Source organism: Streptococcus sp. S784/96/1 (assembly GCF_902729355.1).
GTDB lineage: Bacteria > Bacillota > Bacilli > Lactobacillales > Streptococcaceae > Streptococcus > Streptococcus caledonicus.
Genome location: NZ_CACVCC010000016.1, coordinates 32,040 through 56,872, shown reverse-complemented (window position 1 = coordinate 56,872; position 24,833 = coordinate 32,040). Strand labels below are relative to the sequence as shown.

Genomic DNA, 24,833 nt, shown 5'->3' with positions numbered 1-24,833 from the left:
ATATCTATTTTTACAATAACGAACGATTTCAAGAGAAGCACAACGGCCTTGCCCCTCTTGAATTGAGGGACAAGGCCGTTGCTTAATCTTTTATTATTTCATTGTCCACTTGACAGGGAGCAGTTCAGTTATCTTGCTTGGTTCTTTTGTTCCAGAAAAGTGAATAATCAATTATCAAAGAGGTTGGGACAAACCAGCAATTTAGGGCACTTAGTTTTTTTATTCTGGGAAGTTTTCGAATCAGTCCAAGGGAAATTCCTTGTTTTTATGCACCTCAGTAGTTTACTATTTTACAGGTTGGATGTAAAGAGCTTCTGCGTGGGAAGATGAAAATTGTGAGTTTTATCTTGAAGCAATCTTTTTAATTACAAATCAATTTCTAATACAATTGGTGTGTGGTCTTGACGGGCACCCGAGTCAATCATATCTGATTTAGTTACCTTATCTGCTACACGATTGGAAGTTAGCCAGTAGTCAATTCTCCAGCCTGTGTTGTTGATTTTAGAGGTTTTACTGCGCTGTGCCCACCAAGTATAGGCGCTTGGAACATCTCCGTTAAGGTGACGGAAGGTGTCAGTAAAGCCTTTTGCCAATAGATTGGTAAATCCATGACGCTCTTCATCAGTAAAACCTGGTGACTGTCGGTTACTTGCTGGGTTTGCCAAGTCAATTTCTTTATGAGCGACATTGTAGTCACCAGTTGCTAGGACTGGTTTTTGTTTATCAAGCTCTGCTAGGTAGTCTGCGTATTTATCGTCCCAAACTTGACGGTCTTCCAAACGTTTTAGTCCATCACCAGCATTTGGAGTATAAACTTGAGTGACAAAATAGTTGTCAAATTCAAGTGTAATGATACGGCCTTCAGAGTCCATTGTAGTTGGAGCACCGATTTCTGGAAAAGTGATGATGGGATTTAAATCTTGTTTATAAAGAAACATTGTACCAGCATAGCCTTTACGCGCAGGCTCAACTGACGAACGCCAAGCGTTCTTATAATCAGGAAAATAAGTCTCTAGGATTTCCAAGTGCTTTTTAGTTGGGCCAATTGCAGAGAGCTTGGTCTCTTGAATAGCAATAATGTCTGCATTTTCAAAGACTAGGGTATCAAGTACCGCGCGTGAAAGTTCGCTACGTGGAGAAGTACCAGTCAAAGCTGCGTTTAGGGAATCAATATTCCAAGAAATAAGTTTCATTTAAAGGTTCTCTTTCTAGTTTTCTTTTTTATATTTTATCAAAAATGAGCTATCTACGCGACTTTAGGGATTTGAGTTTTTTGGGAGTGGATGATGGTTTTTTATAAAAGCTATTGTTAAGGAATTTATTAGCAATAAGTTTTACCAATATGAGTAAGCCAAGCGTCATTATGCGAGTATAAGCTGGTAAAAAATGGTATAACGAAAGAAATCAAAGGAATAGCTATCCGATTTCTGTTAATAAATTCAGGCTAGTTTTGCTGGAATGAAAAATGATTGGAGGACAAATGATGATTGAAAAAGTGGAATGTTTGATTAGTGAAATCAATCGTTTACATTTTGAGTTTTCAAAAGACTATTTTGAAACAGGTAAGGTGGAAAAAATTAATTTAAAACATACCTTTGCCAAAATTCCAACTGAGCCGATTTGATCTTAGATAAGATTGAACGTTTTAAAGACAGAGAAGAAGGTTACTCAATCAATTCTATTTTAAACAATATTTTTGGCGCACGCATGATTTTAACTTCTGAAGAAATTGGCCAAGTTCTGGAGCGTTTAGATGACTGGCGAGAAGAATATGGTTTGAAAAATTGGTATCTTCGTGATAAAGATGAGTATGTTGGCATTCATGTCTATTTTAAAAATGAGAGCAATTTTTACTATCCATGGGAAGGGATGATAAAGATGAGGAAAAGAATATTACTAGCCATATCAAGTATAAACGAGGTTTTGTGAAGTGATACAATCCCATTTAACTCCTAATTTGAAAATCAAATGCCTGTTTTGAAAAGTATTATACAGGTTGTTGATTTAGTCAAAAATCGTGCAGAAGAAGTTGCCTAGACAAAGAAAAAGGTAAATGCTTTACTTGTATTAGAGATATGATATAATAAAATCAAAGTTATAGGAGGTGCTACCATGAAAAGGGGATTTCAATCGACGGTTTGGATTTTGTGGGGAGTGATTTTATTGGGAAGTTACTGGATTTACCTTCCGCCTATTAATCCGATGAGTTCAGAATTCTGGTTCTTCATGATTTGGGTTTTGGTGTTGTTGGCAGGTGCTTTCTTCTTGTTAAGTGCTATCAACACAATTTCCGCCGGAAAAAAGGTGTTGCAAAATAACAAGGTTGGTCGCCATGGTGTGGCGCGTGATGTTACCATTGATTTTAAACGTTATCTAAAGCCTTTGGGATTTTCTTTAACATTAGCGACGATCATTTTTCTTTTGATGACAGTTCTAAGTTTCTTTAACTCACGCATTTTTAGGGCAAAAAGCTACGCTAATATCATTACGGTGACTGAAAAAGATTTTATCGAAGATTTTCCAGAAACGGATATTACCAAATTAGCCCTGCTTGACCGTTCATCTGCTGAGAAAATTGGAGATACTTACTTAGGAACTATTGATAAAGTGTCTCAATTTGGTATTTCAGATGATTATCGTCAGATTACAATCGGTGAGCAACCCTATCGTGTGTCTCCGCTTGAATATAAAAGTTTTTGGAAATGGCTGAGCAATCATAATGAGGGTATCGGTTATTATGTCAAAGTTAATCAAACAACAGGTAAGGCGGAGTTGGCAAAACTTGATCAGGGAATGAAGTATTCTGACTCTGAATATTTCTTTAATGACACAATGCGTCACTTGCGCTTGCGCTATCCATTTACGATTTTCGGAGATCCGTCTTTTGAAGTTGATGATGAAGGAAATCCTTATTATGTAGCCACTATTTATGAGCCCAAATTCATGCTTAGTGCAAACGATCCAAAAGGTGTTGTGCTACTAAATGCCGTAACAGGTGAAACCAAGGAATATGGATTGGCAGATATCCCTAATTGGGTTGACCGTGTCTTTTCGGCTAATAATGTGATTACACGCATCGATGACTATTATACTTACCAAAAAGGTTTTTGGAATACGGTATTTAGCCAGACTGGAGTGAAAGAAACAACAGATATTTACAATTACATTAGTATTGGTAGTGACATCTATCTTTACACAGGAATTACCTCAGCAACAGCTGATTCTTCAAATCTAGGATTTATCTTAGTTAATATGCGCACACGTGAGATTGTTAACTATAAACTTGCTTCAGCTACAGAGTCAGCAGCGCAAGAGTCCGCAGAAGGTGAGGTTCAGGAAAAGAATTACAGTGCGACAGCTCCTTCTTTAGTAAAGTTAAATGGCAAAGCTTTTTATCTAGTATCACTAAAAGATGATGCTGGGCTTGTGAAATCCTATGCCCTTGTCGATGCTGAAGATTATCAACAAGTAACCGTTAATAATGATATTGCCAGTCTTATCGCTCAATTTACAGATGCTGATACAGGAGTTCTATCAGGTGTTGGAACAAACGGTAGCACCACTAAGAAAAGTAGTATTTCAGGGATGGTAGAAGCTTTGGCGGTTCAGACTATTAACGGAACCACTATTTACTATCTACAATCTGGCGAAACCATTTATAAGGTTAAAGCAAGTACAACTACACCAGATAATCTACCATTTATCAAAGTTGGCGATCAGTTTGCAGGAGAACTTAGTAAAGATAATTATCTCACTAATCTTACTTTAAAACCAACTGAATAATAGAGAATCTAGAAAACAGTAAAAGGCATTGAGTGGCGAGATGATAACAAACGCTCATTTAATGCCTTTTTAGATTATTCATATTTAAAAGAAGGACTGAGAGTTGAATTTTTCTTGCTTCTTTATTTTTTTAGCTAACATGGTAACAAACTGCATTTTGAGGCGAGTTCCATTTTCATCAGTTTTATGCAATTCCCCAAGGTTTTCATTGTATTTAATTAATTCCCAATCTTGGTAGTAATGGCGAAGCTCATTTTCTTTAAAAGTAAATGAAAAAGGCATTGGACAGGGATGTTTTTGGGTATCCATAGCACAGACAATAAGATTATAACCTCCAACTTTAGTATGGGCCTGCATATCGAAGATAATTTCAGGCACAGCTTGACGGTCTAAGAACATGAAGACAACTGTTGAAATGATGGCATCATAGATGTCAGTAAGGTTAGCTTCGTTAATATCATACCAATCAATCTTGGATGGAATATCTTCTTCAATAGCCATATTTTCTAGCATAACAAGGCTTTGCCCATTTGCATCTACAGAGGTGACATCATGACCGAGCATGCTAAGATAAAGCGAGTTACGTCCTTGACCAGAGCCTAAATCAAGAATTTTTGAGTTAGTGCCAAATAGCGGAGCTGCTTCAATGACCTCTGAGTGTGTTCTAGTCCATCCATGTTTTTTTGACAAGTAGTCTTCGGGCTTGCAGTAAAAATCTAAACGGAATTCCAAGTCATCACTTGCAGCAGCAACTTTATGCCAGGCTTGTGGTTCAACAAAGGGGATTTCAGAGTCTGAAGTGAATACATGTTCAGCTAAAATCTGTTCCTTCTCATCCATCTCGAAAAAGCAGAGCGCTCCTTTTAGAACGGTTAGTTTACCATAAGTTCCAATTTTTGTATTGTGGCGTACTTTGATGGTGTCAGGCATGGTTTCAGCAGTCCAAATGGGATTGCTTTTGTAGCACATTAGTTGTTCATAAGTTACTCTCATAGTGACCTCTCTAGAGTTATTTCGTCCATTATATCATATTGGAAAGTTTCAACTGTAAAATAATTACGATTAACTAATCATTGATATAAATACATTAAAATTGTCATATTATATAAATTAATAATGTTGAAGGAAGAGACTATCAAGATGAAAGTATTTATTCAAGAATTTCATAAAGAGCAAATTATTTCAGCCATCCAGCGCTTAGTTGCTTTTCCGTCCGTATGCCATGAAGGTGAGAATGGAACGCCGTTTGGTCAGGCGATATCTGATGTACTGACAGATACTTTAACCCTTTGTAGCGAATTAGGGTTTAAAACTTATAGAGACCCAGACGGTTATTACGGCTACGCAGAGATTGGGGAAGGTAGCGACTTACTAGCTATTCTTTGTCACTTGGATGTTGTTCCAGAGGGAGATTTGAGTAAATGGGACAGCAATCCTTTTGAAGCTGTTATCAGAGATGGTAATCTCTATGGTCGTGGTGTTCAAGATGATAAAGGCCCGTCAATGGCGGCACTCTTTGCGGTCAAAGCTCTGATGGACAGTGGTGAAAAATTGACGAAACGGATTCGTTTTATCTTTGGGACAGATGAGGAGACCTTGTGGCGTTGTCTTCGTTCTTTTACTGAGAAAGAAGAACAGGCTACCATGGGCTTTGCGCCTGATGCAACATTCCCAGTCATCTACGTTGAAAAGGGGCTCTTACAGGCTCGTCTCCTTGGACCAGGAAGCAAGGACCTGTCACTCGAAGCTGGTGAGGCTTACAACGTTGTTCCAGCTAAGGCAACCTATCAAGGTCACTTAACATCTGATTTAGTTCCAATTCTGACTTCTCTTGGCTTTGCTTTTGAGGAAAAAGCTGATGCTGTTACCGTTTTTGGACTTGCCAAGCATACTAAGGACGCTCCCCTTGGGATCAATGCTATTGTGAGATTAGCCAAAGGCTTGACAGAATTAGTTGAGCATCCCGCTTTAGACTTTATCGTAAAAGGCGTTGGTGAAGACGCAACGGGTGCTCAACTACTTGGTAACATCTGGGATGAAGAATCAGGCCATTTATCCTTTAATATAGCTGGCTTAACCATTACCAATGAGTTTTCGGAAATTCGCTTAGATTTACGGATTCCAGTTCTTGCTGACGTTGAGCAATTAGTGGCGGAGTTGAAAGAAGTAGCAAGTGACTACGGTCTAACCTATGTTGAACACGATTATTTAGATCCGCTTTATGTCCCTCAAGATAGTGAATTGGTAAGCACCCTCATGTCTGTTTATCAAGATAAGACAGGGGACATGACCCCAGCCAAAGCATCAGGAGGTGCAACCTTTGCCCGTACCATGCCAAATTGTGTTGCCTTTGGCGCGTGTTTCCCAGACTCAGACAAGACCGAACACCAAGAAAATGAACATCTAGCTTTATCAGATATCTACAAGGCCATGGACATCTACGCAGAAGCAGTATATCGTTTGGCTTGTGAGTAACAATTAACGCTCCCCATTTGGGAGTTTTTTTTAACTTAAAAAAATGGTATAATACCAATTGATTAGAAACTATAAAAAATTTTTATAGCTAGTCCAAAAATCAGGTTTCATTAGCCTTGAAAGGATTTAGAAAATGACAGAAAACAACTCATTTTACATTACAACACCGATTTATTACCCATCTGGTAAATTGCATATCGGTAACGCTACGACAACTATTGCCTGTGATGTTTTGGCACGTTACAAGCGCATGATGAACAAGGATGTTTTTTATCTCACAGGTCTTGACGAGCATGGTCAAAAGATTCAAACAAAAGCTGAAGAAGCAGGATTATCACCACAAGAATATGTGGATGGTATGGCTGTTGGGGTTAAAGCGCTGTGGGAACTTTTGGGCATTAGCTATGACCAATTTATCCGCACAACTGACGATTACCATGAGGCTGTTGTCGCTGCTGCTTTTGAAAAATTGCTAGCGCAGGGTGATATTTACCTTGGTGAATACTCAGGTTGGTATTCTGTATCGGACGAGGAATTTTTCACCGAAAGCCAGTTAGCAGAAGTCTATCGTGACGAAAATGGAAATGTCATCGGTGGTGTAGCCCCATCTGGACACGCAGTTGAGTTAGTTACAGAGGAATCGTATTTCTTTAAACTTAGCAAGTACCAAAAACATTTAGAAGCTTTCTTTAAAGCTCATCCAGATTTTATCAGCCCAAATTCTCGTATGAATGAGATGTTGAAAAACTTTATCGAGCCAGGGTTGGAAGATTTGGCTGTGTCACGTACAACCTTTACATGGGGAGTTCCAGTTCCATCAAATCCAAAACACGTGGTTTACGTTTGGATTGATGCTTTACTCAACTATGCGACAGCTCTTGGTTATGGGCAAGCTGATAGTGAGAACTTTGACAAGTTTTGGCTAGGTAATACTGTCACAAAATCATGGACAGATGAAACTGGTAAAACTTGGGAATTTCAAGTGGCATCAGAAGTTAATCATATGATTGCGAAAGATATTTTACGATTCCACAGCATTTACTGGCCAATTATCTTGATGGCGCTTGACTTGCCATTGCCAAACCGTCTCATTGCCCATGGTTGGTTTGTCATGCAAGATGGTAAAATGTCTAAATCTAAAGGTAACGTTGTTTACCCAGAAATGTTGGTAGAACGTTTCGGCCTGGATCCACTTCGCTATTACCTCATGCGTTCATTGCCAGTCGGTTCTGATGGTACTTTCACACCAGAAGACTACGTAGGTCGTATCAACTATGAATTAGCTAATGACCTTGGCAATCTCCTCAACCGTACGGTTGCCATGATTAACAAATATTTTGGCGGTGCCATTCCAGCCTTTGCACAGTCAACTGAATTTGATGCTGATTTGGCAGCAGTTGTTGCAGAAAATCTAGTAGCCTATCATAAAAACATGGATGCGGTTGACTACCCTCGTGCCTTGGAAGCTGTTTGGAACATTATTTCTCGTACCAACAAGTACATTGATGAAACAGCTCCGTGGGTACTCGCAAAAGAAGATGGAGACAAAGAGCAGTTAGCTGCTGTTATGGCTCACTTAGCAGCTAGTCTGCGCATGGTGGCTCACCTCATTCAACCATTTATGATGGAAACCTCAAATGCCATCATGGAACAACTTGGACTAGGTAGTGAGTTTGACCTTGAAAACCTTGAATTGTCTGGTCTACCAACAGGTGTGACAGTCGTTGCTAAAGGAACACCAATCTTCCCGCGTCTTGACATGGAAGAAGAAATTGCTTATATCAAAGAACAAATGGCAGCAGGCAAACCAGCTGCTGAAAAAGAATGGAACCCAGAAGAAGTCGAATTGAAATTATCTAAGGATGAGGTTAAATTTGAAACCTTCGATGCAGTAGAAATCCGTGTCGCAGAAGTTAAGGAAGTCTCAAAAGTAGAAGGTTCTGATAAACTTCTCTGCTTCCGCTTAGACGCAGGCGATGGAGAAGACCGCCAAATCCTGTCAGGCATTGCCGAATTCTATCCAAATGAACAAGAATTGGTCGGCAAAAAACTTCAAATCGTTGCCAACCTCAAACCACGCAAAATGATGAAAAAATACATCAGCCAAGGCATGATTCTCTCAGCAGAACATGATGGTAAGTTAACAGTCTTAACAGTTGATCCAAGTGTTCCAAATGGAAGCGTGATTGGGTAGAAAGTACATTGAAAACAGCCTCAATTGCGAGGCTGTTTTTTATCTGTTCAATATATGGGCAATAGTAGATAAATTAGGATTGTTTTAAGTCTTGGATGAGAGGTCTTGTCTGCCAACGCATATTGGGTAAGATAACATGGTGACAAGCCGATAATGGCAGGAAGTAATTTCTTAAAAAGTGTTATAACATCCATAAAATTCTTTCCTTAAAACACACGATAAACATAAGGATTATCAGGTTGGTTGACCTGTTTTTCATTTTCGATTTGGAGGACTGGAAGGTTTTGTTCTAGTTGTTGGTTGTATTCTAATTTTAGATGACCTGTGACAGTTATCCAAGTATTGTCTTGATAAGTTTGTGTTCCCCCTGCGGTCAAAAGACCATAGACGCCTGAGTCTGCAATACAGTGGATAATGCCAAATCGGAACAGAAATTGATGTCCTTCATGTTCAGGTTCATTGTAGACAAAACCTGTAAAGCGAATGCTTTTTCCAAGAAAATCATCAGGATAGAGATAAATGAGCTCCATCACTTCCATGTAATTTTCGGTTGTAATCTCTACTAGGTTGTGTTTAGTGTATTTCGCCAGAGCTTTCTGCATTTCCTTTTGGTAGCTGGTCGCGGTGAAATAGAGGCTGGTATCTGGTTTAAGATACTGGATATCAGAACCTTCTTGCTCGGCAACTTCAGGGTCCGAACCAGCGGCCAAGGGGAAGTTATAGCCCTTGGCAGATACAGTAGTTGCGTCGAGGGTTACTGTAGGGACAAGCAGGGCAACGAAGATGGGAAACATCAAAATGATCGGACTGGTTAGCACCGCTATTTTCCCAGACAAATGGCTGTGCACCTTAAGGTTTTTCACCCAAATCACCAGTTGAACGATAGCAAGAATTAGCGAGAGCACCATAGAAATATAGGCCAGATAAGTGTAATGAATATTGATATATTGGTCAAGTTTTCCAGATAAGTAAAGATACATGGACATCTCAAAATACCCAGCTAAAATCAAAAATCGAATCATTACATCACCCCCAATACTAAGCAATAAATGATGACCATCAGACTAGATGTACCGACAAAAAAGAAAATAAATGACGGTTTAAAGGATTTAGCCATCATAAGTAGGTTTTTAATATCCACCATTGGACCAATTAGTAAAAAAGCCATGACAGGTGCAATTCCAAAACTTGAAAGGAGCGAAGCACCGATAAAGGCATCCGCTTCGCTACACAGAGATAGGATAAAGGCCATGAGCATCAGAATCAGAATTCCTAAAAGGGGTGTCGTACTGATGGAAGTCAAAATCCTTGTTGGTAAGTAAATCTGCATGGCAGAAGCAACCAAAGTACCAAAGATTAAGTAACGTCCGACATCGAAAAATTCATCAATGGCATGTGCCAAAGCGTAAAATAATTTTTGCCAGAGAGTCTTATCTGAATAATCGTGGAAATGGTTAGGCTGCGCAGTTAGTTTTAGAATATTATCATCGACCACAAAACCTAGTAGTAATCCTAAAACAAGGGCAATGAGGATAGCTCCAAAGAGACGTAAGAATACAAAGCGCCAGCTATTTCCAAAAGCAGAATAAGTGGCAAAAAGCACAACGGGATTGATGATGGGAGCAGTTGCTAAAAAGGGTACTGCTGTGTAGCTCGGCACTTGTTTTTCCAAAAAACGGTTGATAATAGGGACAATTCCACACTCACAGGACGGAAAAATAAATCCAATCAAGGAACCAAAAATGATACGCAAGACTTTATTTTTGGGAAGAAACCGTTCAACGACCGTATGTGTGACAAAAACTTCGATAAAACCTGAAAGAATGGCGCCAATTAAAACAAAAGGCAGAGCTTCTATAATAATTGAAAGAAAAATTGCCATCCACTGTAAGACGTGATTAGGTAAAAAATCTAGCATTAGTCACCTTTTTCCTTAGAGAGTAGGGCAACTATAAGTCCTAGTAGCATTCCGATACTAGGTCCATAACTCAATCCGAGTAAAGGCTTTCCAAACATTTCTCCGAAAATTAATCCGATACTAGTACCCAAACTAAGTCCTAATGAAATCCCTATTGCCAGTTGATTATCAGTGTTCTTATTTTTGTTTGTTGCCATTTGATGTTCCTTTCCATTTTTCATAGGCATACCCAGCTAATCCTATAATCAAAACGACAATGACAAATCGTTGCCAACCTTGTTGGAGAAAACTAGCCACAAAAGCAGTAATAAGACCTACAACGATATAAAAAAATGTATCACGTTTATTTTTTGTCATGTGCCTCTTCCTTTTTTATTAACTCTGGAAAAGTAACGTTTTCAAGGTCAGGGAGTTTTGCGAATGATTCAAGGACTTTTTCTAATTCATCTTGTTTTTTATAGGTTAATGCCATGAGAGGTCTCCTTTATTTTTTCTATCATTATACCATATTCTAAACTTTAATTTTTTAATAAAAATTGACTAGGTAATTTAGTTTTTTTTTTCTTGACATATCATGTTTTTAGTTATATAGTTAGTTATATAAGTAACTAACTATATAACCAAGAAAGGAGGAAACAATGAAGTTCAACTATGATAGCGATGTATCCCTATTTCAGCAAGTAGCTCAGCAGTTAGAGGAATCCATTTTTCAAGGAATTTATGCTGAGGGAGAGCAGGTTCCGTCTACGACAGAAATTTCAGCAGCCTATCAAATCAATCCAGCAACGGTTCTAAAAGGGATGAATCTTTTAGTTGCGGAAGGCATTCTTGAGAAACGTCGAGGTATGGGAACTTTTGTGACAAGCGGTGCGCTAGCCATTTTACAGAAAAAAAGAAAGACGTACTTTAGTGAACGACAGGTCCAGGAGCTGGTTCACATGGCTAAGGGACTTAGTTTGGAAAAAGCAGAGCTACTAAAACTCATTGAGGAGGTATATGATCAATGACATTAAAGGTTTCAAATTTGTCAAAACGTTTCGGCAGGAAAGAGGTCGTATCTGGAGTTTCATTCGAGTTAAAGGAAAAGACGATTTACGGTTTTCTAGGTAGAAACGGTGCAGGTAAAACAACAACTTTAAAAATGATTGCTAATCAACTCACGGAAACTTCTGGACAGATTTCTCTTGATGGCATTGATCCTAGAAAAGATAGTCTGCAGCAGAAACGTATTTACCTCGTGTCAACTGAACATTGGCTACCTGCCAATTGGTCTATGGCAAAACAGCTCAAATGGTTAAACAAGTTTGATGATAAGTTTGACGGTGAATTTGCGGAGGAGTTGATTCAGTTATTTGGTTTAGATTCATCAAAGAAAATAATCAAACTTTCAACAGGTTACCAATTCGTAGCAAAACTTATCGCTGCCTTGTCCGTGTCAGCTGATTATGTCCTGTTAGATGAACCAGTTCTAGGACTTGATGCAGCCCAACGTAAAAAAGTAAATCAAGCTCTGCTATTAGCCTACGACAAACGCCCCAGAACGTTTGTTGTCTCAAGTCATTTAATTGAGGAAATTGCCCCACTGTTGGAAGAGGTGATTATCATTGACAAGGGGACAATCAAGGTTCAGGATGCTGTTGAACACCTGCTTACAAAAGGTTATACTTTGACGGGACCTAAGCATTTGGTCACAGAATTGTCGCTTGGAAAGACAATCCTTGAGACGAGCACTCTTGGAAAAACCAAACAGGTAGTGATTTTGGGAAATCGACCTCCTCAACTTCCTTCGGAGGTTGAGATGACATCTCTCAATTTGCAAGATTACTTGATTTATCTGACACAGGAGGTCTAGGATGTTTAAAAAGCTATATTTTTATCAATTAAAACCTTTATGCTATTTTTTGCCGGTGATGTTGGGGAGTTTGTTTATCCATAGAGGGATTATCAATGTTAATGCAGGGCAAGCTCACTATACGATTCATCCCCTGATGTATGTAATCAGTTTTGTGTTTGGAATGACAGGAGTAGCGGTTATGTTTCGTCAGTTTGCTCAGATTGGTGTTAGTCGAAAGGATTTTTACTTGAGCTTGGTAGCAAGACAGCTGACTTTTGCGCTGATCTATTTCTTGTTATTAGCCTTTTTAACACCGGTTATTGATAAAACGTATCCCGATAATGTTCTGTTGTCTCTTGTTACTACAGATGGCAAGCTGTCTCAACTTGAACTTGTGAGAGGTTACCTTTCTATTTTATTAGCCCATTTGATTTTTGGGATTTTGGGTGTCCACCTTGCCCTCTTATTTAATAAGGTAACCGCTAATGGACGTGGCTTGCTTCTCGGAGGTATTATTGTGCTGGTTTGGACTTTTAGTGTTTTTTGGGATATGGGAGCTGGAGAGTATTTGGCATGGTTGTTAGAGACAGCTTTGCAAGTTACTCAATTAGGACTGCTTGTCATTCTTTTAGCTCTGCTTTGGTTTAGTATTTATAAACATAATAGTAAAGAGTATTATAAATAGGATTTGAGAGTGGGGAGGTCATTATTTCGATGTCTTGACTTCCTGTACTCTCTGTATTTTAAACTCTGGCTGAGACTGTCCAGTGGATGTTTTAGGGGACGCTTAAAATGAAGAAATGTCCAGTTGCAGACCTACAATCAAGCATGTGGTCAAAGGGTCAGTGTTATAAAAAATAGAAGGTTGGGGTACTTTTTCCCAGCCTCTTTATGCTATAATAAGTTAGAAAAGGAGCTGGATTCGTGAGAAAATTAAAAGTGCTTGTGTTATCTGTATTGCTTGTTATGTTTATGGTTGCTTGTCAACATAAGTCCCAAAAATCATTAAATAAACCAGATAAGTATACAATTACATATTCAAATCTTCTTGATAAAAAAACACAAAATGATGTTGCGAAGTCTTTAAGTAAATTATTACCAGCAGAAGATATCAACCTCTTTTTTGAACAAGTCAATTTTTATAATCAACATATCCCTACAGACAGTTTAGTCCAATCTGATTACGGTACTTCAAAAAGCTTAATACCTATCTATGATATAGGAGTTATCAGTGATAAATGGTCGAACCACTTTCCCTTGTTTCCTGGTTATAATTGCCGCTTAACAACCTTTCAACTAGTTAAATCCATGATTAAATTATCACCAACCCTTCCAGCTGATGATAGTTTGCTTTTTATTGATAAGGAAGCTCTAGTGGATGCGCCAGCAATTTACCAAGTTAAACCTGAGGAACAGGAGAATTTTAAGATTCTTTTTAGTGCTGTAGCAACGGAAAATATTAACGATACAAAAATTCATTTGGAAAAGGTCCAAGAATACTGGAAACAACAAGGTGTCACTTTTGCTAAATCTAATGTGACTATGGTGTCCGTCTGGTTTCATGATCAATTAGATGGAGTAGCGACAAAATTATTTATTGGTCATGTAGGAATGCTTTTTCCCTCAGAGGGGGGGTACTTATTTATTGAAAAGATATCCTTTGAAGAACCTTATCAGGTGTTGAAATTTGCTGACAAGAAAGCGTTGCATGATTATCTTATGGCAAAGTATGATACGGATACATCTGGAAGTACAAAGCCATTCATTATGGAGAATGACAGGGACTTTATCGGCTAATCAATTAGAATTTAATGTTAAATTCAACTGTTATTAGACAATTTATTAAAAAAGCAAAGAGGAAGCAAAGATGAAATTAGCTTTGTTGGGAACAGGTATGATTGTTAAAGAAGTCTTACCGGTTTTACAAGAAATTGATGGGATAGAATTAGTGGCGATTATGTCAACACAACGTTCGATTGCTACGGCAGAAGACTTAGCTCAGCAATATGATATAGCACAGGCAACTAGCATTTATGACGACATTTTAGCCAATCCTATTGTGGATACTGTTTATGTTGGCACGCCAAATCACACTCATTATGACTATGCACGCCAGGCTCTATTGGCAGGTAAACACGTGATTTGTGAGAAACCATTTACCCTTACATTGGCAGAATTTGAGGATTTAATGGTCATAGCAGAGCAGAGAAAGCTAATATTGCTTGAAGCGATTACTAATCAGTATTTAGGGAATTTTCACTATATCAGAGAAAATTTGAAGCAGTTGGGCAAGCTTAAAATTGTGGAATGTAATTACTCTCAATACAGTTCACGTTACGATGCCTTTAAACGTGGTGAAATTGCGCCAGCTTTTAACCCAGAGATGGGTGGCGGTGCTTTGCGTGACTTGAATATCTATAATATTCACTTGGTAGTCGGCTTATTTGGAGCTCCGCAATCAGTCCAATACCTTGCCAATATGGAACGGGGAGTGGATACCTCTGGGATATTAATTATGGATTATGGCAATTTTAAGGCAGTGACTATTGGTGCAAAAGATTGCTCTGCTGAAATAAAATCAACACTTCAAGGTGATAAGGGAGCAATTGCAATTTTAGGCCCAACAAATACGATGCCTGAAATAAGTCTGACATTGAATGGGGAAAAATCTCAACTCAAAAATGCCAATACCCCGCATCACCGCATGTATGCAGAGTTTGTAGCATTTGAACATATTATTAGAGAAAATGATCTTGCTGCGCGTGATGTGGCCCTGGAACATAGTCGTCTCGTGATGACAGTCTTAGAGCAGGCGGTTGAAAGTATGAACTCCAAAGTAAGTGAGATTTAAACCCTAAAAAGGGCATTGATATTGATAGTTAATATCAACAAGGAGATTTTAATGAAAAAGAAAATGTACAAAGCTAAAAAACGTTGGGTAGTTGCAGGTGTAGCAGCAGCTGCTTTTCTGACGCCTTCAACGCTTGCCCAAGCAGAGGAGCAGGTTTCAGTTTCTCAAACGTCTGCAGTCGTTGCCACAGAAACCTCTGAGAGCACAACTGCTCCGTCAGAAACACAGACTCCTGTTGAAGTACCCAGTACCTCCACGACTGACTCTGCTTCACAAGTCGCTGACTTGCCGGTGACCGAAGCGGTGACTTCGTCTCCTGAAGTCAGTGAGGCATCAAGAGTACTGACGCTAGAACCTAAAGAAGAAGCAAGGACAGCATCCCGTGTGACTGTTCCTCAGGTTGACACAAAGCTAACAGAAGATGTCTCCAAAGCGAAAACCTCAGAAGCTCCCGTGACAGATTCAACGGTCCAAAAGCCTCTGACAGTCACTCAAGGGACAGAAAGTATGACCTTGACCTACACGGAAGAGATTCCAGCAGAGAGTGACCTCCAAGTAGCGGTCTGGTCTCAAGCGGGTGATCAGGATGATCTCATCTGGTATTCTCTGCCAAAAGGTCAAGCCACTGTTCCTTATAATAACCATTGGGAATATGGGCTCTATCACCTCCATGCTTATTTCCGCCAAAAAGCGACAGGCAAGATGAACTTTATCATCTCAGAAAGCATTACCCTCACCCCTCCAAAACTGGATACCCAGATTAAAGCGACCAGTGAAACGAGTTATGAGGTAACCATTTCAAATGTGCCGAGCTACTTCCATAAACTCTATGTGCCGATTTGGTCGTCTGTTCATGACCAGGACGATCTCATCTGGTATGAGGGGCAAAAGCAGAGCGATGGACGCTATAAGGTGTCTGTTGATATTGATAACCACAACTCTTCGACAGGCCTTTACTACCTTCATTATTATGAAGGGAAACCTAACGGTAAGAAAGTTTATGTTGGTCAAGCTAGCTACGCTCAACCTGTTCCTAAAGCCCCAACCTTAAGTGTGAGTCCACGCAATGATCGTCAGTTTGAGGTGACAATCAGTAACGTTTCAGCCAAGTATACCAGTGTGGTCTTACCAACTTGGACGTCTCAGAAGGACCAAGATGACCTCAAGTGGTATCGTGCCCAGAAACATTCAGACGGAACGTACCGAGTGACAGTGAGCCTTGACCAGCATCATTTTGAGACAGAGGGTTACCAACTTCACCTATACGGTGAGGTAGGAGAAAAGAAAACCTTCCTAGCCAAGGCAAGCTATAACCATCCGAAGACAGCTGTCGAAACAACAGTTGTTGGGGTTAAGGATGACCAATTTGCCGTTACGGTAAGAAATGTGCCAAGCTACATTGATCAGATTCGGATTCCAACATGGAGTGATCAGAATGGTCAAGATGATATCAGATGGTACATCGCTCAAAAAGCAGGAGATGGGAGCTATCGGTTAACGGTAAATATCAAGGACCACCAATATGCCAGTGGACTTTACCACATTCATGTTTATGGGAACGCCGGTAAGGAAGAGAACATCTTCCTGAATGCCAATAAGACCTATAACGTCGCTACACCGAAGGCAGAAACGACTGTTGAATCAGTCACAGCAACGAGCTTTAAGGTGACCGTAAAGAATGTTCCAAGTTACCTGTCAACGGTTATCTTACCCACTTGGTCAGCTCAGAGAGACCAAGATGATCTCAAGTGGTATCAGGCACAAAAACAAGCCGATGGTAGCTATAGCTTAACGGTAAACATCAAAGACCATCAGTATGATACCGGTGTGTATCACATCCATAGTTATGGTCGGACTAGTGATGGGAAGTTGATTTTCCTAGATGGTGATAAGGTAACGGTTAAGGCCTTGCCAAAACCAACAGCGACCATAGCTATTGAAAATGTGAACAAGGAGAAGGGGACCTTTGAGGTTGTCGTTTCTGACTTGAAGTCAGTAGGAGGCGTTTCCTTAGTCCAATTACCGACCTGGTCAGAAGCTGGAGGTCAAGATGACATCGTGTGGTACACAGCCGCCAAGCAGGCGGATGGGAACTATCGTTTGACGGTTAGAGCGAGTGATCACAAGTACACAAGTGGTAAGTATTATGTGCATTTGTATGTGACTAATGACGGTGGTAAACGGGAGTTTGTAGCTAATGAGGTAGTAGATGGTATTGTGGCACCTAAGCCTAAGGTGATTTACAATGGATTATATTATAGTATCCAAGGTAAGTATGACAATATTATAATTGCTAATAAAAAATATTCAGTAAGTAGTCAATATGCACCTGGCGAAAATCCAACTGCTAAGGCGGCTTTTATCAACTTAACGAATAAAATGAGAAGTTTAGGATTTGATATTAGCCATTCCTATAGTGGGTACCGCAGCTATAGCACTCAGCAATCATTGTATTGGAATTACGTCTCTCTGTACGGTCAAGCAGAAGCTGATCGTTTTTCAGCAAGGGCAGGACACAGTGAGCATCAACTTGGGCTAGCCTTTGATGTTTTAGGTGGGAATAGTAGTCTATTAGCTCAACCCAATGCAGTTTCTTGGTTGGCAAACCATGCTCATGAATATGGATTTGTCGTACGTTATAAGCAAGGAAAAGAACATATAACAGGCTATATGCCAGAGGCATGGCATATTCGTTTTGTTGGACGTGAAGCAACCGACATTTATCATTCTGGTAAGTCTTTAGAAGAATATTATGGTTTTGAGGGTGGCGATTATAGGAACTAGTCTAGAGTCATCTGATTTGAGTGTATTATCATTCAATCCTACTCAGGCTAAATTAATATCTGACTGGATAGTGTGTAGATGGTTAAAAGAATTTAAAAAATTGCTTTATATTGACTGTGAAGTAAACTTAGTTTGGTTTATCGGTGAGCAGGCATGGATAAATCAGTATTCTATAATTTTCAAAGGTGCTAGGGGACTTTTTTGTCAGCTTTGCTTCCTTATTCTCTGTCTGGTTACTTTTGAATTTTTAAGAATGATTATGTTATAATGAAAAGGTAAATGAAAGAAAAGAAGGAAAACTGATGTCAAACTACGCCATTATTTTAGCAGCGGGCAAAGGGACTCGCATGAAATCCGATCTGCCAAAAGTGTTACATAAAGTGTCTGGTATCACAATGCTTGAACATGTATTTCGTGCGGTTTCTGCTCTTAATCCAGAGAAAACTGTAACGATCATTGGGCATAAAGCAGAGCTAGTGAGGGAAGTACTCTCTGGCAAATCCTCATTTGCTCTTCAAACAGAGCAACTAGGAACAGGTCATGCCGTTATGATGGCTGAAGAAGAGTTAGCAAGGCTAGCAGGGCAAACCTTGGTTATTGCGGGTGATACGCCCCTTATCACAGGTGAGAGCTTGAAAAATCTGATTGATTTCCATGTCAATCATAAAAATGTCGCAACAATTTTAACCGCAACAGCGGATGATCCATTTGGATATGGTCGCATTATCCGTAACCAACATGGTGAAGTGACTAAGATTGTTGAACAAAAAGACGCGACAGAGTTTGAACAACAAGTCAAAGAAATCAATACTGGAACGTATGTTTTTGATAACAAGCGTCTCTTTGAAGCACTAAAAAATATTAATACAAACAACGCACAAGGAGAATATTACCTAACAGATGTGATTTCTATTTTCCGTGAAAATGGTGAAAAGGTAGGAGCATATGTTCTTCGTGATTTCAACGAGAGCCTAGGTGTTAATGACCGTGTTGCACTTGCCACAGCAGAAAGTGTTATGCGCAATCGTATTAACAAAGCTCACATGGTAAACGGAGTATCTTTCCAAAATCCTGAAGCAACCTATATCGAAGTGGACGTTGTCATCGAACCAGATGTGGTGATTGAGGCTAATGTGACCCTAAAAGGTCAAACGAAGATTGGTTCAGAGAGCTTTTTGACAAATGGAACTTGCATCGTAGACTCTAACATTGGTCAAAGAGTAGTCGTTACTAACTCTACGATTAAAGAGTCAACAGTAGCAGATGGTGTAACGGTAGGACCTTATGCCCATATTCGTCCAGAATCAGTATTAGCTGAAAATGTTCATATTGGTAATTTTGTAGAGGTTAAAGGCTCTACGATTGGAGAAAATAGCAAAGCAGGACACCTTACATACATTGGTAACGCTGAAGTTGGTACAGAAGTGAATTTTGGTGCAGGCACCATTCTTGCTAATTATGATGGAAAAAATAAATTTAAGACGACTATCGGAGATAATGTTTTTGTTGGAAGCAACTCAACCATTATTGCGCCATTGACTATTGGAAATAGGGCGGTAACAGCTGCCGGTTCAACCGTAACTAAAGACGTCCCAGAGGATTCAATTGCTATCGGACGTGGTCGTCAGGAGAATAAAGATGGATATGCGAAACATTTCCCATATCACCCAAGTAAAAGATAATCGTTAACAAAAGTGATAGCATTTGAAAGTTAATTTTTCAAAGCTATCGCTTTTTTTTGGCTTGGAGGAAAATAAGAAATTGAAAAATTTTAAAATACGGAGGCTGGTACAAAAAGATTTTTAGTTTAGAAAATCTATACCAATAAATCTACTTTTCTAATAAAATGTACATAAAAACGAACAAAGATGCTCTTTAAATATATAAGAGATAACCTTTGTTCGTTTTTTGTTTTATTGTTCAGAGTTTTGTCCCACCCTCTTTGAAAGTGCTTGTTTTTTAGCTAGGCAGTACTTAAACTGGTTTATTTAATTACTATTTTAACATTGAATAGCAATTCTAAACGATTTGTAGTAAAATAAGTCAAGGAAATCAAGAGGTAGATAACATGGATTTTGAAGAAAAAACATTGAAACGAGATATCAAATTTGAAGGTCATATTTTTACGGTGGCAGTTGATGATGTTGAATTACCAAATAATCTTGGCCAAGCCAAAAGGGAATTAATTTTTCACAAAGGGGCGGTAGCTATTTTGGCAGTGACTCCAGACGATAAAATCATTATTGTCAAGCAATACCGTAAGGCCATTGAAAAAATTTCCTATGAGATTCCTGCTGGAAAATTAGAGGTTGGAGAACACGGTTCTGAAACAGAAGCTGCCTTACGGGAACTTGAAGAAGAAACTGGCTATACAGCTGCGCTCAACTTATTGTATGAGTTTTATACAGCTATTGGTTTTTGCAATGAAAAAATCAGACTTTACATGGCGACTGATCTTGTTAAAGTACCAAATCCCCGTCCCAAAGATGATGATGAGGTTCTTGAAATAGTTGAACTAGGTCTGGATGAGTGTCTAGAATTGATAAAAACAGGTGATATTTGTGATGCCAAAACAATTATGGCGCTGCAGTATTTTGCTTTAACAGTTGGAGGGAAATAGTCATGAGCCAACCGCTTTTGACAGATGAAATTATTGAACGTTACAATCATGGTGAAGATTTAGAAGAGCTACTTTATGAGCATGAATTAAAAACTGGTCAAACCATAAGGATTGAAGAAATTGATATTGATCGAATCATAAAAAGCAGACGTATTGAGAATGCAAAAAAAAATCAATTTCGTCGGAAACTTAATATGATTCTAGCAATTATTTTAGTATTGCTATGTCTGTTAGCATATGCTATTTTTAACTGGTAATACTCATTCAAAATCAAAATTAAAGTTTTAAGTCCTCATACCATTGATGAGCTATATAGTGGAGAATAAAATATTTCTTTCCCCATATGGCGATTTTTATTGGTGAAACCATCTGGTGGAGGCTGACAGCCCAGGGAGAGATTATCAAAATATGTTGCTGAGAGATAGGAGAACGACAAAATCCTAAATTTAGAGATGAGAGAACTCAGAGTTTATTCTTGAGAAGGACAAACTTTTGGAAGGATTACAGAAATTGAGAATCAATGCCGTAGTCGTGCCCTCGCAAGAATGATTAGGTTGGCCTCCGTTGAGTAGTTGATAAGTACAGCCAAACATCTTCTGCGATACTTAGGTTTAAATCTATTAATGAAGGTTTTGTTGCTGACATTAGCAGTTTTATCCCCCAGACTTTCTGAGTGTCTGCACTTTTAAGAAAAAACAAAAAACTAATTTTTGATTTTGGCTTAATACAAAATTTATAGAAAGGATTGTTTGGTTAGAATCTCTAATTGAACAGGAGCTGAAAATATTAAAAATGATTTTCTAAGGTGTTGTTTTGTTGGGAAATCTCTTTTATAATTTTGGAGGCTATCTTAAACTAAAAGATGAAAATTGGAATTATTGCTGCTATGGAAGAAGAATTACGAACTCTTATTCCACATTTAAAAAATGCAAAAGAAAGTAAAGTACTTGGAAAAAACTATTATACTGGCAAAATTGCTCAACATGAAGTAGTACTGGTTCAATCAGGAATCGGAAAAGTCATGTCAGCGATGAGTGTAGCCATCCTTGCAGACCATTTTAATGTTGATGCCATTATCAATACTGGTTCTGCAGGAGCGGTTTCAGATGGGCTTATGATTGGTGATGTTGTTGTGGCAGATAAGCTTGCTTACCATGATGTTGATGTTACTGCTTTTGGTTATTCATACGGACAAATGGCTGGACAACCTTTATATTTTGAAAGTGATAGTCACTTAGTTTTCATATTCCAAAAAGCACTACACGAAAAACAATTATCAAGTCACATAGGGCTTATCACTACTGGAGATAGTTTTATTGCAAGTCAAGAAAAACTCAATGGGATTAAGGCAAATTTTCCAGAAGTTCTAGCGGTTGAAATGGAAGGAGCAGCCATTGCTCAAGCAGCGCAGAATATTGGGAAACCTTTTGTTGTGGTAAGAGCGATGAGTGACAGTGCTAATCATGATGCCAATATTAGTTTTGATGAGTTTATCATTGAAGCGGGAGAAAAATCAGCTCAGATTCTTCTAACTTTTTTACAATTATTATAAAGACGTGACTATAATGTGACAGAAATAAAAAAACTTACGATAATATCCTTAAAAATGGGGAAAATAAAGACAATTTATGTTTTTTTATGTTATAATAGCGTAAGGTGGTAAAATAGCAAAAATTACCAGCAAGAACAGTAAGAATGGGAGTCAAGTGAATGGCTAGAAGTGGCTTTTTTACAGGTCTAGATATTGGAACAAGTACGATTAAGGTACTAGTCGCTGAATTTATCGGTGGCGAAATGAATGTTATTGGAGTAAGCAAGGTTAAAAGCGCAGGTGTCAAAGACGGTATTATCGTTGATATTGACGTAGCAGCTGGAGCCATTAAAACTGCTGTTGAACAAGCTGAAGAAAAGGCTGGAGTAAGCATTGATAAAGTAAATGTGGCTTTGCCAGCTAATCACTTGCAGATTGAATCAACCCAAGGCATGATTCCAGTACCAAGTGAAACAAAAGAGATTCGTGATGAAGACGTTGATAGCGTTGTTAAGTCGGCTCTTACAAAGAGTGTGACTCCAGAACGTGAAGTTATTACCCTAATTCCTGAGGAATTTATTATTGATGGATTCCAAGGTATTAAAGATCCTCGTGGAATGATGGGAATTCGTCTAGAGATGCGTGGTATTCTCTACACAGGTCCAAGTACGATTCTTCACAATTTGCGTAAAGCAGTTGAAAAAGCAGGCATTGCTCTTGAAAATATCGTGATTTCTCCGCTTGCTATGGCACAAACAGTATTAAATGAAGGTGAGCGTGAGTTTGGTGCTACTGTAATTGATATGGGAGGTGGTCAAACAACGGTTGCTTCTATGCGTAATCAGGAATTACAGTACACTAATATTTATGCTGAAGGTGGAGACTATGTTACTAAAGATATTTCAAAAGTTTTGAAAACCTCTCGTGATATTGCAGAAGCTTTGAAATTTAATTTTGGCAATGCAGACGTTGACGCATCAAGTACAACAGAAACCGTTCAAGTTGATGTTGTTGGTGAGACCTCGCCAATTGATGTCAGTGAGCGTTACTTATCTGAGATTATTTCTGCGCGTGTTCGCCACATCTTAGAACGTGTAAAACAAGATTTAGACCGTGGGCGAGTACTTGATATGCCAGGTGGTGTAGTATTATCTGGTGGTGGAGCAATTTTACCCGGTGTTGTTGAACTAGCAGAGAAGATTTTTAGAACTACTGTTAAACTTTATATTCCAAATCAAGTTGGTATTCGTAATCCAATGTTTGCTAACGTTATCAGTCTTGTGGAATATGTAGGTAACATGACAGAGGTTGAAGCAATTGCACAAAATGCAGTTCATAATGAGGAACTTTTGAGACGTAAACCGATTGACATGACGACAACTTACACAGTTGCTCCTGTGCAGCCGGTAACGCCACAGTCTCATATGTCTACTGAGACTCGAGTTGTAGAGCCACCGGTTCCTACAGAAGAGAAAATCAATGACAAACCAAAGTTTGGTGATCGTATGCGTAATATTTTTGGTTCTATGTTTGACTAATTATTAAAGTGAGGAATAAAATGGTATTTTCATTTGATGCAGCGTCTGTAACTGGCGCAATCATTAAAGTAATCGGTGTTGGTGGCGGTGGTGGTAATGCCATTAACCGTATGATTGATGAAGGAGTAGCGGGTGTTGAGTTTATTGCTGCCAACACTGATATCCAAGCTCTTAGCTCATCAAAAGCTGAAACAGTTATTCAGTTAGGTCCTAAATTAACTCGTGGACTTGGTGCTGGAGGCCAACCAGAAGTTGGGCGTAAAGCGGCTGAAGAAAGTGAGGAAGTTTTAACAGAGGCACTTTCTGGAGCAGATATGGTCTTTATTACTGCTGGTATGGGTGGTGGTTCTGGTACAGGAGCTGCTCCGGTTATTGCACGTATTGCAAAAGGACTTGGTGCATTGACAGTAGCAGTTGTAACTCGTCCGTTTGGTTTCGAAGGAAATAAACGTGGTAACTTTGCCGTTGAGGGAATTCAAGAGTTACGTGAGCATGTTGATACGCTGTTGATTATTTCAAATAATAATCTTCTTGAGATTGTTGATAAGAAAACTCCTCTTATGGAAGCTCTTAGCGAAGCAGACAATGTTCTCCGACAAGGTGTTCAAGGGATTACAGATCTTATTACAAGCCCAGGGCTTATTAACCTTGACTTTGCGGATGTTAAAACGGTCATGGCAAATAAAGGCAACGCCCTTATGGGAATTGGTATCGGTTCTGGTGAAGAGCGTATTGTTGAGGCGGCTCGTAAGGCTATTTACTCTCCGCTCCTTGAAACTACAATTGATGGTGCTCAAGATGTCATTGTTAACGTGACTGGTGGTCTTGATATGACTCTTACAGAAGCAGAAGAGGCATCAGAGATTGTTAGTCAAGCGGCTGGCAGCAACGTTAATATTTGGTTAGGGACCTCAATTGATCCAGATATGCGCGATGAAATTAGAGTAACTGTTGTAGCAACAGGTGTTGGTCAAGAGAAAACTCAACGTGTGATTGGAGGATTTGCTCAAAATCAACAATCTCAACGTACTTTTAGCCAACCTGTGACTCCATCCACGACTTATCGTCAAGTTCCTGCTCAATTTGACATGGCAGAGCCGTCAGATATGCCAACTATGGCAAAAGAAAATTCACCTACCCAAACCTCTTCACAAAGTCCATTTGGTGATTGGAATCTTCGTCGTGATCCTATTGCACGACCAACAGAAGGTGAGTTAGATAGTCAATTATCTGTAACAAGTTTCAAAGATAGCTTTGAAGGTGATGATGAATTGGAAACACCTCCATTCTTTAAAAATCGTTAAA

Annotated in this window: 22 protein-coding genes and 2 pseudogenes; 17 read left to right on the top strand and 7 right to left on the bottom strand. The window is 39.0% G+C overall.

Going from position 1 to position 24,833, the window contains the following annotated elements:
- Window positions 1-365 precede the first annotated feature (365 nt).
- A complete protein-coding gene (locus GZ996_RS06960) occupies window positions 366-1,193 on the bottom strand; it encodes an exodeoxyribonuclease III (RefSeq protein ID WP_156805376.1) in 828 nt (275 codons plus the stop codon).
- Window positions 1,194-1,483: 290 nt separating this feature from the next.
- Here GZ996_RS06960 and GZ996_RS06955 point away from each other — a divergent pair.
- Both GZ996_RS06955 and GZ996_RS06950 read left to right on the top strand, forming a co-directional pair.
- Window positions 1,484-1,934: pseudogene (locus GZ996_RS06955) on the top strand (GTP pyrophosphokinase).
- Between the two features lie 178 nt (window positions 1,935-2,112).
- Window positions 2,113-3,783 carry a hypothetical protein gene (locus tag GZ996_RS06950; protein ID WP_162011675.1) on the top strand — a complete coding sequence of 557 codons (1,671 nt, stop codon included), beginning with the start codon at window positions 2,113-2,115 and terminating at the stop codon, window positions 3,781-3,783.
- A gap of 84 nt (window positions 3,784-3,867) precedes the next feature.
- Here the strand turns inward: GZ996_RS06950 and tehB are convergent, their stop codons facing one another.
- Window positions 3,868-4,776 (bottom strand): SAM-dependent methyltransferase TehB, encoded by a 909-nt coding sequence (gene tehB / locus GZ996_RS06945; protein WP_162011674.1) that lies wholly within the window; start codon window positions 4,774-4,776, stop codon window positions 3,868-3,870.
- A gap of 147 nt (window positions 4,777-4,923) precedes the next feature.
- Here tehB and GZ996_RS06940 point away from each other — a divergent pair, with 147 nt between their 5' ends.
- Entirely contained in the window at window positions 4,924-6,258 is a 1,335-nt protein-coding gene (locus GZ996_RS06940; protein WP_162011673.1) for a M20 family metallopeptidase, read from the top strand.
- A gap of 133 nt (window positions 6,259-6,391) precedes the next feature.
- Window positions 6,392-8,452: a methionine--tRNA ligase gene (gene metG, locus GZ996_RS06935; protein WP_162011672.1), complete on the top strand. Its 2,061-nt coding sequence runs from the start codon at window positions 6,392-6,394 to the stop codon at window positions 8,450-8,452.
- Between the two features lie 206 nt (window positions 8,453-8,658).
- Here the strand turns inward: metG and GZ996_RS06930 are convergent, their stop codons facing one another.
- The 5 genes from GZ996_RS06930 to GZ996_RS12110 are packed head-to-tail and all read right to left on the bottom strand — an operon-like array spanning window position 8,659 to window position 10,842.
- Window positions 8,659-9,474 (bottom strand): TIGR03943 family putative permease subunit, encoded by an 816-nt coding sequence (locus tag GZ996_RS06930; RefSeq protein WP_161978525.1) that lies wholly within the window; start codon window positions 9,472-9,474, stop codon window positions 8,659-8,661.
- A complete protein-coding gene (locus tag GZ996_RS06925) occupies window positions 9,474-10,370 on the bottom strand; it encodes a permease (RefSeq protein WP_162011671.1) in 897 nt (298 codons plus the stop codon). The genes GZ996_RS06930 and GZ996_RS06925 overlap by 1 nt, the downstream gene beginning before the upstream one ends.
- The gene (locus tag GZ996_RS06920) at window positions 10,370-10,567 is read right to left on the bottom strand and encodes a hypothetical protein (RefSeq protein ID WP_156805369.1); all 198 of its coding nucleotides are present in this window, start codon (window positions 10,565-10,567) and stop codon (window positions 10,370-10,372) included. The genes GZ996_RS06925 and GZ996_RS06920 overlap by 1 nt, the downstream gene beginning before the upstream one ends.
- Complete coding sequence (locus tag GZ996_RS06915; RefSeq protein WP_161978523.1) at window positions 10,548-10,727, bottom strand: hypothetical protein; 180 nt, start codon at window positions 10,725-10,727, stop codon at window positions 10,548-10,550. Before GZ996_RS06915 ends, GZ996_RS06920 begins: the two co-directional genes overlap by 20 nt.
- Complete coding sequence (locus GZ996_RS12110; RefSeq protein WP_269747706.1) at window positions 10,714-10,842, bottom strand: SPJ_0845 family protein; 129 nt, start codon at window positions 10,840-10,842, stop codon at window positions 10,714-10,716. Before GZ996_RS12110 ends, GZ996_RS06915 begins: the two co-directional genes overlap by 14 nt.
- Window positions 10,843-11,008: 166 nt before the next feature.
- Between GZ996_RS12110 and GZ996_RS06910 the strand changes: the two genes are divergently transcribed.
- From GZ996_RS06910 to ftsZ, 13 genes and pseudogenes are all read left to right on the top strand, one after another.
- Complete coding sequence (locus GZ996_RS06910) at window positions 11,009-11,377, top strand: GntR family transcriptional regulator (RefSeq protein ID WP_156805367.1); 369 nt, start codon at window positions 11,009-11,011, stop codon at window positions 11,375-11,377.
- Window positions 11,374-12,222 carry an ATP-binding cassette domain-containing protein gene (locus tag GZ996_RS06905; protein ID WP_161978521.1) on the top strand — a complete coding sequence of 283 codons (849 nt, stop codon included), beginning with the start codon at window positions 11,374-11,376 and terminating at the stop codon, window positions 12,220-12,222. The genes GZ996_RS06910 and GZ996_RS06905 overlap by 4 nt, the downstream gene beginning before the upstream one ends.
- 1 nt (window position 12,223) lies before the next feature.
- On the top strand, window positions 12,224-12,889 hold the full coding sequence (locus tag GZ996_RS06900; protein ID WP_161981038.1) for a hypothetical protein: 666 nt from the start codon (window positions 12,224-12,226) through the stop codon (window positions 12,887-12,889).
- 239 nt (window positions 12,890-13,128) lie between these two features.
- Window positions 13,129-14,001: a DUF4300 family protein gene (locus GZ996_RS06895; RefSeq protein WP_162011670.1), complete on the top strand. Its 873-nt coding sequence runs from the start codon at window positions 13,129-13,131 to the stop codon at window positions 13,999-14,001.
- 70 nt (window positions 14,002-14,071) lie between these two features.
- Window positions 14,072-15,055, top strand: coding sequence for a Gfo/Idh/MocA family protein (locus GZ996_RS06890; protein WP_162011669.1), 984 nt, complete (start codon window positions 14,072-14,074; stop codon window positions 15,053-15,055).
- A gap of 51 nt (window positions 15,056-15,106) precedes the next feature.
- Window positions 15,107-17,839 (top strand): GBS Bsp-like repeat-containing protein, encoded by a 2,733-nt coding sequence (locus tag GZ996_RS06885; RefSeq protein WP_162011668.1) that lies wholly within the window; start codon window positions 15,107-15,109, stop codon window positions 17,837-17,839.
- Window positions 17,840-18,141: 302 nt separating this feature from the next.
- The gene (glmU, locus tag GZ996_RS06880; protein ID WP_156805361.1) at window positions 18,142-19,521 is read left to right on the top strand and encodes a bifunctional UDP-N-acetylglucosamine diphosphorylase/glucosamine-1-phosphate N-acetyltransferase GlmU; all 1,380 of its coding nucleotides are present in this window, start codon (window positions 18,142-18,144) and stop codon (window positions 19,519-19,521) included.
- A gap of 386 nt (window positions 19,522-19,907) precedes the next feature.
- Entirely contained in the window at window positions 19,908-20,459 is a 552-nt protein-coding gene (locus tag GZ996_RS06875; protein ID WP_156805360.1) for an NUDIX hydrolase, read from the top strand.
- A gap of 2 nt (window positions 20,460-20,461) precedes the next feature.
- Window positions 20,462-20,716: a cell wall synthase accessory phosphoprotein MacP gene (macP, locus tag GZ996_RS06870; RefSeq protein WP_156805359.1), complete on the top strand. Its 255-nt coding sequence runs from the start codon at window positions 20,462-20,464 to the stop codon at window positions 20,714-20,716.
- Window positions 20,717-21,321: 605 nt separating this feature from the next.
- Entirely contained in the window at window positions 21,322-22,011 is a 690-nt protein-coding gene (locus tag GZ996_RS06865; protein WP_156805358.1) for a 5'-methylthioadenosine/adenosylhomocysteine nucleosidase, read from the top strand.
- Between the two features lie 158 nt (window positions 22,012-22,169).
- Window positions 22,170-23,364, top strand: a pseudogene (gene ftsA, locus GZ996_RS06860) (cell division protein FtsA); the annotation flags it as partial.
- A complete protein-coding gene (locus GZ996_RS12215) occupies window positions 23,340-23,528 on the top strand; it encodes a cell division protein FtsA C-terminal domain-containing protein (RefSeq protein WP_380433848.1) in 189 nt (62 codons plus the stop codon). The pseudogene ftsA and the gene GZ996_RS12215, both read left to right, overlap by 25 nt.
- A 20-nt stretch (window positions 23,529-23,548) precedes the next feature.
- Window positions 23,549-24,832: a cell division protein FtsZ gene (gene ftsZ / locus GZ996_RS06855; protein ID WP_161978514.1), complete on the top strand. Its 1,284-nt coding sequence runs from the start codon at window positions 23,549-23,551 to the stop codon at window positions 24,830-24,832.
- The last annotated feature ends 1 nt before the right edge of the window (window position 24,833 follow it).

Bases quoted from the DNA above. Each gene is read 5' to 3' on its own strand.
- GZ996_RS06930 (WP_161978525.1), bottom strand. From the start codon at position 9,474: ATGATTCGATTTTTGATTTTAGCTGGGTATTTTGAGATGTCCATGTAT.
- macP (WP_156805359.1), top strand. From the start codon at position 20,462: ATGAGCCAACCGCTTTTGACAGATGAAATTATTGAACGTTACAATCAT.
- GZ996_RS06910 (WP_156805367.1), top strand. From the start codon at position 11,009: ATGAAGTTCAACTATGATAGCGATGTATCCCTATTTCAGCAAGTAGCT.
- GZ996_RS12110 (WP_269747706.1), bottom strand. From the start codon at position 10,842: ATGGCATTAACCTATAAAAAACAAGATGAATTAGAAAAAGTCCTTGAA.
- GZ996_RS06925 (WP_162011671.1), bottom strand. From the start codon at position 10,370: ATGCTAGATTTTTTACCTAATCACGTCTTACAGTGGATGGCAATTTTT.
- GZ996_RS06960 (WP_156805376.1), bottom strand. From the start codon at position 1,193: ATGAAACTTATTTCTTGGAATATTGATTCCCTAAACGCAGCTTTGACT.
- GZ996_RS06875 (WP_156805360.1), top strand. From the start codon at position 19,908: ATGGATTTTGAAGAAAAAACATTGAAACGAGATATCAAATTTGAAGGT.
- GZ996_RS06890 (WP_162011669.1), top strand. From the start codon at position 14,072: ATGAAATTAGCTTTGTTGGGAACAGGTATGATTGTTAAAGAAGTCTTA.
- GZ996_RS06915 (WP_161978523.1), bottom strand. From the start codon at position 10,727: ATGACAAAAAATAAACGTGATACATTTTTTTATATCGTTGTAGGTCTT.
- GZ996_RS06905 (WP_161978521.1), top strand. From the start codon at position 11,374: ATGACATTAAAGGTTTCAAATTTGTCAAAACGTTTCGGCAGGAAAGAG.
- GZ996_RS06865 (WP_156805358.1), top strand. From the start codon at position 21,322: ATGAAAATTGGAATTATTGCTGCTATGGAAGAAGAATTACGAACTCTT.
- metG (WP_162011672.1), top strand. From the start codon at position 6,392: ATGACAGAAAACAACTCATTTTACATTACAACACCGATTTATTACCCA.
- GZ996_RS06900 (WP_161981038.1), top strand. From the start codon at position 12,224: ATGTTTAAAAAGCTATATTTTTATCAATTAAAACCTTTATGCTATTTT.
- ftsZ (WP_161978514.1), top strand. From the start codon at position 23,549: ATGGTATTTTCATTTGATGCAGCGTCTGTAACTGGCGCAATCATTAAA.
- GZ996_RS06950 (WP_162011675.1), top strand. From the start codon at position 2,113: ATGAAAAGGGGATTTCAATCGACGGTTTGGATTTTGTGGGGAGTGATT.
- GZ996_RS06940 (WP_162011673.1), top strand. From the start codon at position 4,924: ATGAAAGTATTTATTCAAGAATTTCATAAAGAGCAAATTATTTCAGCC.
- glmU (WP_156805361.1), top strand. From the start codon at position 18,142: ATGTCAAACTACGCCATTATTTTAGCAGCGGGCAAAGGGACTCGCATG.
- GZ996_RS06885 (WP_162011668.1), top strand. From the start codon at position 15,107: ATGAAAAAGAAAATGTACAAAGCTAAAAAACGTTGGGTAGTTGCAGGT.
- tehB (WP_162011674.1), bottom strand. From the start codon at position 4,776: ATGAGAGTAACTTATGAACAACTAATGTGCTACAAAAGCAATCCCATT.
- GZ996_RS06920 (WP_156805369.1), bottom strand. From the start codon at position 10,567: ATGGCAACAAACAAAAATAAGAACACTGATAATCAACTGGCAATAGGG.